Annotated in this window: 11 protein-coding genes; 9 read left to right on the plus strand and 2 right to left on the minus strand. The window is 73.9% G+C overall.

From position 1 onward, the window contains the following. Positions 1 to 51: 51 nt before the first annotated feature. Positions 52 to 1,128: a helix-turn-helix domain-containing protein gene (locus OHB00_RS32135; RefSeq protein WP_406439897.1), complete on the minus strand. Its 1,077-nt coding sequence runs from the start codon at positions 1,126 to 1,128 to the stop codon at positions 52 to 54. Positions 1,129 to 1,770: 642 nt separating this feature from the next. Here OHB00_RS32135 and otsB point away from each other — a divergent pair. From otsB to OHB00_RS32175, 8 genes are all read left to right on the plus strand, one after another. Then, positions 1,771 to 2,685, plus strand: a complete 915-nt coding sequence (otsB, locus tag OHB00_RS32140; protein WP_406439899.1) for a trehalose-phosphatase — start codon at positions 1,771 to 1,773, stop codon at positions 2,683 to 2,685. After that, positions 2,682 to 3,656 carry a ParB/RepB/Spo0J family partition protein gene (locus OHB00_RS32145; protein WP_406439901.1) on the plus strand — a complete coding sequence of 325 codons (975 nt, stop codon included), beginning with the start codon at positions 2,682 to 2,684 and terminating at the stop codon, positions 3,654 to 3,656. Before otsB ends, OHB00_RS32145 begins: the two co-directional genes overlap by 4 nt. Before the next feature lie 378 nt (positions 3,657 to 4,034). Beyond that, positions 4,035 to 5,249 carry an acyl-CoA dehydrogenase family protein gene (locus OHB00_RS32150; RefSeq protein ID WP_406439903.1) on the plus strand — a complete coding sequence of 405 codons (1,215 nt, stop codon included), beginning with the start codon at positions 4,035 to 4,037 and terminating at the stop codon, positions 5,247 to 5,249. A 55-nt stretch (positions 5,250 to 5,304) separates the two neighbouring features. Continuing rightward, entirely contained in the window at positions 5,305 to 6,369 is a 1,065-nt protein-coding gene (locus OHB00_RS32155) for a zinc-binding dehydrogenase (protein ID WP_406439904.1), read from the plus strand. Between the two features lie 135 nt (positions 6,370 to 6,504). Then, a complete protein-coding gene (locus OHB00_RS32160) occupies positions 6,505 to 8,004 on the plus strand; it encodes a trehalose-6-phosphate synthase (RefSeq protein WP_406439906.1) in 1,500 nt (499 codons plus the stop codon). A 77-nt stretch (positions 8,005 to 8,081) separates the two neighbouring features. After that, positions 8,082 to 8,990, plus strand: coding sequence for a UTP--glucose-1-phosphate uridylyltransferase (locus OHB00_RS32165; RefSeq protein ID WP_406439908.1), 909 nt, complete (start codon positions 8,082 to 8,084; stop codon positions 8,988 to 8,990). 29 nt (positions 8,991 to 9,019) lie between these two features. Next, entirely contained in the window at positions 9,020 to 9,616 is a 597-nt protein-coding gene (locus tag OHB00_RS32170) for a flavin reductase family protein (protein WP_406439909.1), read from the plus strand. Then, on the plus strand, positions 9,606 to 10,592 hold the full coding sequence (locus OHB00_RS32175) for a Gfo/Idh/MocA family protein (RefSeq protein ID WP_406439911.1): 987 nt from the start codon (positions 9,606 to 9,608) through the stop codon (positions 10,590 to 10,592). The genes OHB00_RS32170 and OHB00_RS32175 overlap by 11 nt, the downstream gene beginning before the upstream one ends. 7 nt (positions 10,593 to 10,599) lie before the next feature. Here OHB00_RS32175 and OHB00_RS32180 read toward each other — a convergent pair whose 3' ends face one another. Continuing rightward, a complete protein-coding gene (locus OHB00_RS32180; RefSeq protein ID WP_406439913.1) occupies positions 10,600 to 11,205 on the minus strand; it encodes a CGNR zinc finger domain-containing protein in 606 nt (201 codons plus the stop codon). A gap of 138 nt (positions 11,206 to 11,343) precedes the next feature. Between OHB00_RS32180 and OHB00_RS32185 the strand changes: the two genes are divergently transcribed. Beyond that, positions 11,344 to 12,597 carry an MFS transporter gene (locus OHB00_RS32185; protein ID WP_406439915.1) on the plus strand — a complete coding sequence of 418 codons (1,254 nt, stop codon included), beginning with the start codon at positions 11,344 to 11,346 and terminating at the stop codon, positions 12,595 to 12,597. Positions 12,598 to 12,744 lie beyond the last annotated feature (147 nt).

A 12,744-nucleotide genomic window follows, 5' to 3' on the forward strand; every position in this document is an offset into this window, starting at 1 on the left:
CAGGGAAGGCGGCCGTCCCCCGGGGGCGGCCGCCTTCGGCGTTCGCGGGTACTACTCGGCCGGCGCGTCGAACCAGCCGCGGCGCTGGGCCTCGGCGCCCGCGGCGAACCGGGTCTCGGCGGCGAGTTCCTCCATGAACTCGCTGATCCGGCGGCGCACGGTGCGCGGGGTCAGCCCGAGGCGGCGGGCGATCGCCTCGTCCTTGAGGCCCTGCCGCATCAGTGCCGCGATCTCGTGGCGCTGTCCCTCCCGGTCCCCGTAGCCGGAGGAGCCGGAGAGCGTCAGCGGCCGGGCCTCGCGCCACAGCAGCTCGAAGTAGTGGCGCAGCGCGTCCACGGCGACCGGCGAGGTCAGGTGCAGGGCCGCGCTGGAGCCGGTCGGGGTGAGCGCCAGCAGGGCCTGGGCGCCGTCGGTGACCTTCAGCTTCATCTGCAACCGTGGCAGCAGCCGTATCTCCTCGCCGGCCGCGGCACAGCGCTCGATGATCCTGGCTCCCACGGGGTCGCTCAGGAAGGCGGCCTCGTAGATGCTGCGGTGCCGTACGCCCCGGGCGATCGAGGCGGCCGTCGGCGGCTGCGCGGAGCCGTCCGACAGGGGCAGGTCGTAGCGGAACGTCTCCAGCGTGAGGTGCTCCGCCGTGGCCGCCGTGCCGATGGTGTTGGACAGGGCCGCGATGTCGTCGGAGTCGGTGAGCACCCGGGCGAGCCGGTGCGAGGTGGCCTCCTGGGCCTGCCGGTGGGCGAGTTGGCGGATGTGCGCGGCCTCGCGCTGGGAGCGGGCGACGAGGTCGTACTGGGCGTTGAGCTCGTGCTGCTTGTGGGCCAGCGCGGCCTCCAGGGCCGGTACCGGGGCCGCCGCGGCGAGAACAGGCGGGTCGTGCGGCAGGACGTGCGCGAGGCCCAGGTCCAGCAGGCGTACGGCGTTTCCCGGGCCGCCGAGCCGCCGGTCGGCGTCCGCCAATGGAATCGGACCGTCCGTTTCGGCCAGGGTGCGGTAGCTCGCGGCGATGCCGGAACCCGTCAGCGCGGTCAGGGTGCTGACGGTCTGGTCGAGGAGCTCCGAGGCCGCGGTGGAGAAACCGACGGATCTGTCAATGAGTCGTGCGTCTCCCGGTGGCCTGCTGTCCACAATCTTCCTCCCCGTTTGCTTCATTGAATTCTGTACATCCAGGGAGGGTCCGTAGGGACTCCCCGAACCTGCCGGATGGTAGTGCGAAATGCCTGACGGAGGGCGTCGTCGCAGGTCAGTGAGGTGCGGCCGGAAGAGTGGCCGTCGTCGCCCCCGACCGGAAGCCCGGCGTCCGGGCGGGGCGGGAGCGAATGAACAGGGGCCCTCGGCCGGGGAGTTGGCCGTTGGTGTCCAATCGGCCACAACTTCCCCTGGCCCTCGAAGACCGGTGCCCTGTGAACTCGCCACTGCGCAGAAGTACGTGTGAATACACGACGGGGGATGTCGAGCATGTACAGCAGCAGCACGATCGTGGCCGAAAGTGCGCCGAGGGCGGTGCCGCTACGGTCGCCCGGCACCGAACTCCGGTGTCGCCGGTACTGCCCAGCCATGTGACGTCTTCTCACCCGAGGACCCGTTCCCCGGGTATGTGAACCTCCCCGCGTATGTGAACCGCCGCGCCTCCCTCCGCACCGGTGACCGATGACCTGCCGTCAGGCGGCCGGCCGTCCGGGCGAGGGCCTACCGGCCGTGGACCGCTGATGTTCCCGGCTGCCTCAGCGCCCGTCCTTCCACATGTGGACGTCAACGGAGAGACCGACCATGACCAGCACGTCATCGCTTCGCCCTGTCCGCACGGCGGACGAAGAACTCTGGCCGGCCTTACGCAGGGCCGGTTCCGCGGGGATCTCGCCCGCGGGTTCGCAGGGCCTGAGGGCCCTCCTCGACCGGCCCGGGGAGGCGGTCGTGGCCGTCGACTTCGACGGCACGCTCGCCCCGGTCGTCACCGACCCCGCCACCGCCCGCCCGCTGCCGCAGGCCCTCGCGGCCCTGGTCACCCTCGCCCGGCACGGCGTGCGGGTGGTGATCGTCACCGGCCGCCCGGCCGGATACGTGGTGGCCGCGGCCGCCCTGCGCAACGGCACCGGCGCACCGCGGATCACCGTGCTCGGCCACTACGGCCTCCAGCGCTGGGAGTCGGCGACGGGCCGGTTGCACACCCCCGCACCGCACCCGGCGATCGACCGGCTGCGGCGGGAGCTGCGCCCGCTGGTGGCCCGGCACGGCGCCGGCGCCCGCATCGAGGACAAGGCGCACAGCATCGGTGTGCACACCCGCGGCTGTCCGGACCCCGGCGCCGCGCTGCGCCTCCTGGAACCACCGGTGCGGGCGCTGGCCGACGACCTCGGGCTGCGGGTTGAGGCCGGGCGCCTGGTCCTGGAGGTGCGGCCGCACGGCGTCGACAAGGCCACGGCCCTGACCGGGTTCCTCGCCGAACGGCCCGCGCACGCCGTGCTGTACGCCGGTGACGACCTCGCCGACCTTCCCGTGCTCCGGCTGCTGGCCCGGCGCCGCGCCCAGGGCCTGCCCTCCGTCACCGTCTACAGCGTGCCCGCCGTTCCCGACGAGGCCGTCCCGGAGCTGCGCGACCACTGCGACCTGCGGGTGCCCGGACCCGGCGGGGTGGCCGCGCTGCTCGCCGTCCTCGGCCGAGGGCTCGTGGACCGCCGGCCATGACCACATCCCAGCCCCCCACCCGGCCGGTCCCGGCACTGTCCCCGGTGCAGAGCGTGCCGGTCGCCGCACTGGCGCCCGCCGACTCGCCCCGGGCCGAGGACGTGGACCTGGCCTACGCCAGATCCCTCATGGAGATCGGCGAACTGCCCCCGATCCTGGTGAACCGGCGCACGCTGCGGGTCGTCGACGGCATGCACCGGCTCACCGCGGCGATGCTGGCAGGACGCCCCGAGATCGAGGTGCGGTTCTTCGACGGCGACGAGCGGGAGGCGTTCGTGGCCTCCGTACGGGCGAACCTGCACCACGGGCGGCGGCTCAACCAGCAGGAGCGTTCGGCGGCCGCCCGCCGCATCCTGGCCGCCTACCCGGAGTGGTCGAACCGGGCGATCGCCCAGGCCACCGGGTTGTCCACGAAGACCGTCGCGACCCTGCGGACGCGTTCATCCGGGGACGGACCCCAGTTGAACACCCGGGTGGGACGGGACGGCCGGGCCCGTCCCGTGGACCCCTCCGCCGGCCGGGAACGCGCGGCCGCGTATCTGCGTGAGCATCCGGACGCCTCCCTGCGCCGGATCGCCGCCGCGGCCGGTGTGTCGGTGGGCACCGCCCGGGACGTGCGAGCGCGCGTGGAGCGTGGCGAGGACCCCGTCCAGGCACGGCGGTCCGCCGTGTCCGGGGAACCCACGCCGCTGGCCGCGGTCGGTCCCGTCGACGCCCCGGCCCGCCCGGTGCGGCGCCGCGTCCTGGCCAAGGACCCCCTCGCCGCACTCGCCCGCGACCCCTCCGTCCGCTTCTCCGACCCCGGACGGCACCTGCTGCGGATGCTCGACAACCGCGCACTCCTCGGCGCCGAGGGCGCCGTACTGGCCGACGCCGTGCCCGGCCACTGCCGAGCCGTACTGATCGCCGCCGTCCACCAGCACATCGACCTGTGGCTGGCCTTCGCCGGCCTCCTCGAACAGACCGGCTGACCCTCCCTCACCCGCCCAGGGGCGGCCCGCGCAGTCGCGTGCGGGCCGCCCCTCCTTGTCGCCCGGGGTGCGGTGGCGTGCGTCGCCCGCGTGTCTGTTGTCCGGCGAGGGGTGCCGCGGGCGGGTCGTGCCGCGGGCCGCCCCGCCCCGCCGTCGCGGATGCTGTGCCGCGGGACGCCGTCGCGGCCGCCCCGGGCTTTCGTCGGCCCGCTCCCTTTGCCGTCCCTTGCCCGCTCCTTGCCGTCCCTGCGTGCCGCTCTTTGCCCGGTGCGGACCGGGGTCGGAGCCGGCGGACGGTGAGCGCTCGTACCGTCCGGTTTCCCGTATTGCACACGTGTTCGGCCTGCCTACGCTCCCAGCGACTTGAAGGAGGTGGGTATGGACCACAACCACGACGGCGGGGAGTTCCTCGCCCTGCTCGACGGGAAACCCGTGTCGGCGCAGACGGCCGACTGGCTCGGCCGGGTCGACACGATCGCCCCCGTCATCGAGAAGTGGCGCGAGGAGGGCGAGCGGCAGCGGTTCTCGCCGCTCCCGGTGTTCGAGGCGCTGCGGGACGCGGGCTTCCCCCGGATGCTGGTCTCCCGTGAACTGGGCGGCGCGCAGGTGCCGTTGGAGACCGGGTCGCAGGCGCTGCAGGCGCTGGCCCGGCTCGACCCGGCGATCGGCTGGCAGATGGGGGTGCAGGCGGCCATCGGACGGCTCTCGGACTACCTGCCGGAGCCGCAGGCCCGTGAACTCTTCCTCGACCAGGACGCGTTGGTGGTCGGCTCGGTCAACCCGACCGGCACGGCCGAGGCGGTCGGCGGCGGCTACCGCCTCTCCGGCCGCTGGGGCTTCGCCAGCGGTTCGGCGCACGCCGCCTGGCTGGTGTGCGCGGCCCGCGTCACCACCGGCGGCGCACCCCGCACGACAGCCGGGGGCGGCCCGGAGATCCGGATGCTGTTCGTCCCGAAGTCCGCCGTACGGATGCTGGACAACTGGCACACCCTCGGCCTGCGCGGCACCGGCAGCGAGGACTACGAGGTCGACGACGTCTTCGTCGCCGAGCAGTACACCGTGGACCAGCGGGACATGTTCGCCGCGCCGCCCGCCCGCCCTTCCCGCGGCTACGGCATCAGCTACTACGACTTCGGGCTGTTCGGCTCCTCGTCGACCGTGCTCGGCGCGGCCCGCGGTGCGTTGCGCGAGTTCCAGCGGCTCGCCCTGACCAAGCGGCCGGCCGCCGGCACGAGCACACTGGCCGCGAGCCACACCGTCCAGGACCGGTACGCCCGCGCCGAGGCGACGGTACGGGCCGCCCGGCTGCTGCTCGCGGACGCGGGCTGGCACGCCGAGCAGTACGGCGAGACCGGCGGCGACGCGCTGAGCGCCACGGTCCGGCTGACCGCGGCGACCGTGGCCGAGCTGAGCTGCGCGGCGATCACCTCGCTGTTCACGGTGGCGGGCACCTCCTCGCTGTACGCGAGCAGCCTGCTCGAACGCTACTTCCGCGACGCCCACTCGGCCGCGAAGCACATCACCCTCTCGCCCACCAACGTCGAGATGGCCGGCCAGTACCTGCTCGGCGGCGGCCTCGCCATGCGCCGCTGACCCGCCTCGCCACCGGCCCGACTTCCTCAACCGCGACCTGCCCGGAAGGACAACCATGCAGACCATGAAGGCCTTTCAGCTCCTCGCCCCGCGCCAGACCGTGCTCGCCGACGTGCCGCGCCCGGTGGCGCCCGCCGACGGCCTGCTGCTGCGCACCCGCTGCGTGTCGATCTGCTCGACCGACATCTCCTTCTTCGAAGGGCACCTGTTCCCCTCCGAGTACCCGGTGATCCTGGGCCACGAATACCTCGGCGAAGTCGTCGAGAAGGGGCCGGAGTTCACTCGCTCCGACATCGAGATCGGCGACCGGATCGTCTACTGGGGGCAGACCGACTTCGGAGGCTTCGCCGAGTACCGGACGCTGCGCCCGGTCTTCTCCGGCGAGGTCAAGGAGGACGTGTTCTGGGCCGACCGCAACTTCTCCGACGACCTGCGGGCCGCCGCCGTGAAGATCCCCGACGCCCTCGACGACCTCCAGGCGTCCTTCATCGAGCCGACCACCGGGGCGCTCCGCTCCCTCCTGGGCAACCCGCCGAAGATCGGCGACAAGGTCCTCATCATGGGCACCGGCCCGATCGGCATCATCGCCGGCAGTGTCATCAGGCGCCTGTTCGCCCCGAACCAGGTGGTCTCCGTCGACGCCAACCCGATGCGCAACCAGCACGCGGCCGAACACTTCTCCGAGCGCGCCTACCTGCCCGAGGAACTCATCGCGGAGGTCCCCGAGAACACCTTCGACTACGTCTTCGACGCGCTGCCCACCGTACGTGTCGACGACGAGGAGAAGGACCCCCGCCGGGTGGCGATGCGCCGGCTGAAGCCCAAGGGCCGGTACGTGCTGTACGGGGCCTCCCAGGAGATGCAGAAGTTCGACACCTGGCTGATGCTCGCGAAGGGCATCAACATCAGCGCCTCGCCCTTCGACGTGACCGCGTTCCCGATGCACCACTCCGCGAACGTGATCCAGACGGCCATGCAGATGCTGCTGTCCGGCATCGTCGACGGCCGGCGCCTGCTCTCCACCGTGCACAGCTTCCGCGACTACGACGGCCTCGTCGAGATCTTCAAGAACTACCGCAGCACCACCGACCTCAAGACGATCGTCGACTTCCGAGCGTAGCGCTCCGCTGGAGGGGCCGCGAGGCGACCGCGGGTTCGTTGTGGCTGGTCGCGCCCACGCGGCGGAGCCGCATATTGATACAGCCTCGCGCCCCTTTGGGGCGCGTTCACCCCTCCCAGAAGGGAAAGCAAGGACGTGGACACGCCCAGGATCCGTCAGCCCGGCGCGGCCGACGCGGACTTCGTCGTCGTCGCCAACCGTCTCCCGGTCCACCTGGACAGCCAGGGCCCGGACGGGCCGCGCTGGCGGCGCAGCCCGGGCGGACTGGTCAGTGCCCTGGAGCCCATCCTGCGCGCCCGCCGGGGCGCCTGGGCGGGCTGGGCCGGAACCGCCGCCGGCGGCACCCCCGCAGGCCTGCCCGACGAGGACGTCCGGCTGCACGCGGTGCCGCTGGACGAGACCGAGTACCGGGAGTACTACGAGGGCTTCTCGAACACCACGCTGTGGCCGCTCTTCCACGACGTGGTGGTGCCGCCCGACTTCGACCGCGGCTGGTGGCAGAGCTACCAGCGGGTCAACCAGCGCTTCGCCCGGCACGCGGCCGCCCTCGCCGCCCCCGGCGCGACCGTCTGGGTCCAGGACTACCAGCTGATGCTCGTCCCCGAAATGCTGCGCGCCCTGCGGCCCGACGTACGGATCGGCTTCTTCCTGCACATCCCCTTCCCGCCCCCGGAACTCTTCCTCCAGCTGCCCTGGCGCAGCCAGATCGTCGACGGCCTGCTCGGCGCCGACCTGATCGGCTTCCAACTCCCGGGCGGTGCCCAGAACTTCCTGCACCTGGTGCGCCGGCTGCGGCGGGCGGAGAGTGTCGGGCACGCAGCCCGCTCCGCCGTCCTCGGCACCGTCCGCGTGGGCGACCGCGAGGTCCGCGTCGGCGCCTTCCCGATCTCGGTCGACGCGGCCGGCCTGGAGGAGCTGGCCGGTGGCCGGACCGTGCGGGAGCGGGCCCGGCAGATCCGCCGGCAGCTGGGCGAGCACCGCAGGATCATGCTGGGCGTCGACCGCCTCGACTACACCAAGGGCATCGACCAGCGGCTGCGCGCCTTCGAGGGACTCCTCGCCGACGGCCGGGCCGCCGCGCGGGACACGGTCCTCGTGCAGATCGCCACCCCCAGCCGGGAACGCGTCGAGCACTACCGGCTCCAGCGCGCCCGCATCGAGGCCCGGGTCGGGCACATCAACGGCGCCTTCGGGCAGGTCGGCCAGGTCCCGGTGCACTACCTGCACACCACTGTCGACCGCACCGAACTCGCCGCCCTCTACCGGGCCGCCGACGTCATGCTGGTGACACCGCTGCGCGACGGCATGAACCTGGTCGCCAAGGAGTTCGTCGCCGCCCGCCCGGACCTGGGAGGCGCGCTGGTGCTCAGTGAGTTCGCGGGTGCCGCGCAGGAACTCACCCGGGCCCTGCTGGTCAACCCGCACCACCTGCACGAGCTACAGGACGTCATGGCCACCGCCCTGACCCTGGATCCGGCGGACGGCCGGCGCCGTATGGAGGAGCTGCGCCGGCACCTGCGCGAGCGGGACGTCCACCACTGGGCCCGCTCCTTCCTCACCGCCCTGGGCGGCGCCGGCCACGGCTCGCTCCTCCCGGACACCGGCGATCCGGCCACGCGCGCGAACGTCGCCTGACACCGGCGGACCGCCCCGACGCACCCGACGCACGCTGACGCCCTTTGACGCCCTTTCACGAAGAGGACGCATCCACCATGACCCGACCGACGCCGCGCGTCCGCAAGGCCGTTGTCCCGGCCGCCGGGCTCGGCACCCGCTTCCTGCCCGCGACCAAGGCCACCCCGAAGGAGATGCTGCCCCTCGTCGACAAGCCCGCCATCCAGTACGTCGTGGAGGAGGCCGTCGCCGCCGGTCTCGACGACGTCCTCATGGTCACCGGACGCGGCAAGCGGGCCCTGGAGGACCACTTCGACCGCAATGCCGAGCTGGAGGCCGTCCTGTCCGGCAAGGGCGACACGGCCCGGCTGGACCTGGTGCGCGCCGCGACGGATCTCGCCACGGTCCACTACGTACGCCAGGGCGACCCCAGGGGCCTCGGGCACGCCGTGCTCTGCGCGGCCCCGCACGTCGGCGACGAGCCCTTCGCGGTGCTCCTCGGCGACGACCTGATCGACCCCGCCGATCCCCTCCTGCCGTTCATGACCGGGCTGCGCGACGAACTGGGCGGCAGCGTCATCGCCCTCCTCGACGTGGGCGCCGGGCACATCCACCGCTACGGCTGCGCCGCCGTCGAGCCCGGCGACCGGGAGGGTGTCGTGCGCGTGACCGACCTGGTCGAGAAGCCCGAGCCGGGCCGGGCGCCCAGCTCCCTCGCCGTCATCGGCCGCTACGTCCTCGACCCGGCCGTCTTCGAGGTGCTGGCCAAGACCGGCCCCGGGCGCGGCGGCGAGATCCAGCTCACCGACGCCCTGCGCACCATGGCGCGCGATCCGCGGATCGGCGGCCCGGTGCACGCGGTGGTCTTCACCGGCCGCCGCTACGACACCGGCGACCGCGGGGAGTACCTGCGCGCCACCGTCCGGCTGGCCTGCCGCCGCGAGGACATCGGCCCGGAGTTCCGCGCCTGGCTGCGGCACTTCGCGACGGCGGAACTCGCCGGCTGACCGACCGCACCGCCGCCATAGCACTGTTCGTGACCACGCCCGAGGAGGCGCCGTATCCCATGTCCGTCGCTGCCGAAGAAGCCGCAGAACAAGCCGCAGAACAAGCCGCAGAACAAGCCGCCGAGAACGCCGCCGAGGACCTCGACTTCACCCGCGCCATGGCCCGGGTCCCCGGTCCGGTGGTCGTCACCACCACGGTCGACGACAGCGGACGCCGCTGGGGGTTCACCGCGAGTTCCTTCGTCTCCCTCTCCCTCGACCCGCCCCTGGTGACGGTGAGCCTGGACAAGAAGGCCAGTACGCATCCCGCGTTCGCCGTCGCCGGGCACTTCATGGTCAACGTCCTGGCGCACGACCAGTCGGAGATCGCCCGGCGGTTCGCGACCTCGGGTGTCGACCGGTTCGCCGCGGGCGACACCGAGCCCCTGGAACGCGGACTGCCCGGCATCCCCCGGGCGGTGGTCCGGCTGGCCTGCCGGATGCACGAGGTGGTGGACGGCGGCGACCACAGCATGCTGGTCGGCCGGGTCCTGGACTGCGTCACCTCCCACGAGCGGGAGGCGCTGGTCTACGTCGACCGGGGCTTCGTACGCCCCGCCGCACCGGAAGCCGCCCGTGTCGGCTGACTGCGCGCCCGACCCGGGCCCGCCCCGCCCGCGGCTCGCGGTCCTGGGTACGGCCCACCCGCACCTGGGCGACCACCTTCGCGCACTGGCCGGACGCGCGGAGGTGGTCGCCGTACACGAAGGACGCCGGCCGGGCGGCGGGTCCGGCCCGCATCCCGGGCTGCGCGGGGTGCCCGTCGTACCCGATGCCGCGGCCGCGCTCGCCGGCGCGCAGCTCGCCCTGGTCTGCGCCACGACCGCCGAGCATTCCGAACTGCTCACGGCCGTGGCCCGGGCCGGCCTCCCGGCCCTGGTGGAGAAGCCCCTCGCCGTCGGCCTCGCCGAGACCCGGGAGCTGGCGGAGCGGCTCACGGCGGCCGGTACGGCGGTGACGACGGCGATGTTCCTGCGCCAGGCCCCCGCGCTGCGCCGGGCCCGGTCGCTGGTGGCGGACGGGCGGCTCGGGCGGCTCGTGGCGTGCGACGCGTGGTTCACCCATCCCGGCCTGCTGGACGGGCGGTTCACCGGTACCGGTGCTGCCTGGATGCGCGATGCGCGGTGGGGCGCCCGAGGCGCCTTCGCGGACCTGGGGGTGCATCTCGTGGACCTGCTGCGCTGGCTGCGGCCCGAGGCCGGTCTCCGGGTCCGCGGCGCCGTCCGGCACCCGCCGCCGGCCGGCCTGCCGGACGATGCCGGCGGCACTGCCCTGCTGGAGTGGGGCGGGGTACCGGCCGCCCTGCACGCGGGATGGATGTCGCGCCCCGGGGGTGTCCGGCTGCGCCTGGAGGGCACGCTGGGCACGCTCCAGGTGGCCGGCGGCGAGCTGACCCTGGCGACGGCGGACGGGACGCTGACGGAGGTCCACCGGCCACCGGCGGCCGGCGACGCGATGACCGCGTTCCTGACGGGCGCCGGGGAGCCGGCCGGCCCGGCGGACGCCGTGGCCTGCGCCCGCGTCCTGGAGGAGATCGCCGAGGCTGCCGCACCACCGGGGTGACGGGATGTCAGCTGCCGGCCGGGCTCGGGTGCCTGCTGCGCCAGGTCTGCTTCTTGGCCTGGTTGCCGCAGGTCTCCATCGAGCACCAGCGGCGGTTCCCCGGGCGGGACGTGTCGAGGAACCAGGCGGCGCAGTGCGGTCCGGAGCAGGCCCGCACCCGGTCGAGGGCGGGCGAGGTCGCCAGCGCGAGCGCGTCGCGCGCGATGTCGGCGAGGACCGCGCCCACCGGGTCCGCGGCGGTCCAGGTCACCGTGCCGTCCGCGGCGAGCACCGGCACCGGGGGAGCCGCGGCGGCGGCCCGGTTCAGCAGGCCCCGCTCCTCGGGCGGGCAGCCGGCCGGGCCGGCGGACGAGCGGGCCGAGGTCAGCAGCGCGTGCACCGCCTCCCGTACCGCCCGCGCCTCGTGGAGCACGTCCGGTGCCGGGACCGGGACGGCAGCGCCGTCGGGATAGGGGCCCAGCTGGGCGACCCAGGCGGTCAGGGCCTCGGGGGTGTCCAGCTCCTCGGTGGCGCCGTCCATGCCGCGCAGCCTGAGCGTGCGCATGAAGTCCAGGCAGATCCGGCCCGCGCCGCTGCGGAAGCGGGCGGCCGTGAGCGCGGGTGTGTCGGGCATGGGAACCACCCTACTGCGGAACCGGTTTTACTGGTACCGTCGAGGAACCGGTTAAAACGGTTCCAGGTGGAGCCCGTGGCTCCGCCCCTCTTCTCTGTTCCTCCCTGTCTCTGTCCCCTTCCTCGCCAGAGGTGTGTCGTGTCCGCTGGGCCTCCCTCCCCCTCGTCGCCGACGCTGAGCCGGCGCCTGATCCTGCTGCTCTCCGTCGCCTGCGGCGTCGCGGTGGCCAACATCTACTTCCCGCAGGCGATCAGCCCGCTCATCGCCGACGACCTGCACGTCTCCCCGGAGTCCGCGGCCGTCGTGGTCACCTGCGCCCAACTCGGCTACGCGGCCGGCATCTTCCTGCTGGTCCCGCTCGGCGACCGGCTGCGGCACCGGGGCCTGGTCACCACCCTGCTGCTGGTGACCTGCGCGGGGCTGGTGCTCGCGGGCACCGCCACCTCCCTGCCCGTCCTCGCCGTCGCCAGCGCGCTGGTCGGCCTGACCACCGTGGTCCCGCAGATCCTCATCCCCATGGCGGCCGGCCTGACCGCCCCGGAGCGCCGCGGCGCGGTCACCGGAACCCTGCTGTCCGGCCTGATCGGCGGCATCCTGCTGGCCCGCACCTTCTCCGGCACTCTCGGCGAGTGGCTGGGCTGGCGCGCCCCCTACCTGGTCGCCGCCGGCCTGGTGCTCGTCCTCACCCTGGCCCTGGCCGCCGCGCTCCCCACCACCACACCCAGCACCGACCAGCGCTATCCGGCCCTGCTCGCGGCACCCGTGCGCCTGCTGCGCACCGAGCCGCTGCTGCGCCGCTCGGCCCTCAACCAGGTGCTGGTGTTCGCCGCCTTCAGCGCCGCGTGGACCGCCCTCGCGCTGTACATCACCGGACCCGCCTACCACCTCGGCACCCCGGCCGTCGGCGTGCTCGCCCTGGTGGGCGCGGCCAGCATGTTCGCCACCCCGATCGCCGGACGCCGCACCGACAAGCAGGGCCCCGACGCCGTCAACCTGGTGTGCATGGTGGGCGCCATCGCCGCCGGTGCCCTGCTGCTGACCGGTCACATCGGCGGTGCCGTCGGCCTGGTGGGCCTGGGCGCCGGGATGCTCCTGCTCGACGTGGCCATGCAGTCCGGCCAGGTCGCCAACCAGGCGCGCATCTTCGCGCTCCGCCCCGAGGCCCGCGCCCGCCTCAACACCGCGTACATGACCTGCGCGTTCCTCGGCGGCAGCGCCGGCTCCTGGCTGGGCGTGCGGGCGTACTCCGCCTTCGGCTGGAACGGCGTCTGCGGCCTGGTCGTGCTCCTGGCCGGCCTCGCCCTCCTCCGGCACGTCCTGCGCGCCCGCCCGGCCGCGGCCCCCGCGACGGAGCAGGTCACCGCCTCCACCTCCGCCTCCGCCGCGCGCTGACACACCGTCCGCCCAGTCACGCGGCAGTCACCCAGCCACCGCACACACAAGGAGCTGTCATGGCCGACACCCCCCGCCGGAAAAGCACCACCTGGGGCCTGACCACGCCCCCGGCCGGTACCGCCCAGGGCCGAGAGGCGGTCGCCC

Origin of the sequence: Streptomyces sp. NBC_00631, assembly GCF_045206895.1 — a bacterium.
In the GTDB taxonomy this organism is placed as follows: domain Bacteria; phylum Actinomycetota; class Actinomycetes; order Streptomycetales; family Streptomycetaceae; genus Streptomyces.

Coding starts and splice junctions, on each gene's coding strand:
- OHB00_RS32150 (WP_406439903.1), top strand. CDS start 4,035: ATGGACCACAACCACGACGGCGGGGAGTTCCTCGCCCTGCTCGACGGG.
- OHB00_RS32155 (WP_406439904.1), top strand. CDS start 5,305: ATGCAGACCATGAAGGCCTTTCAGCTCCTCGCCCCGCGCCAGACCGTG.
- OHB00_RS32165 (WP_406439908.1), top strand. CDS start 8,082: ATGACCCGACCGACGCCGCGCGTCCGCAAGGCCGTTGTCCCGGCCGCC.
- OHB00_RS32145 (WP_406439901.1), top strand. CDS start 2,682: ATGACCACATCCCAGCCCCCCACCCGGCCGGTCCCGGCACTGTCCCCG.
- otsB (WP_406439899.1), top strand. CDS start 1,771: ATGACCAGCACGTCATCGCTTCGCCCTGTCCGCACGGCGGACGAAGAA.
- OHB00_RS32180 (WP_406439913.1), bottom strand. CDS start 11,205: ATGCCCGACACACCCGCGCTCACGGCCGCCCGCTTCCGCAGCGGCGCG.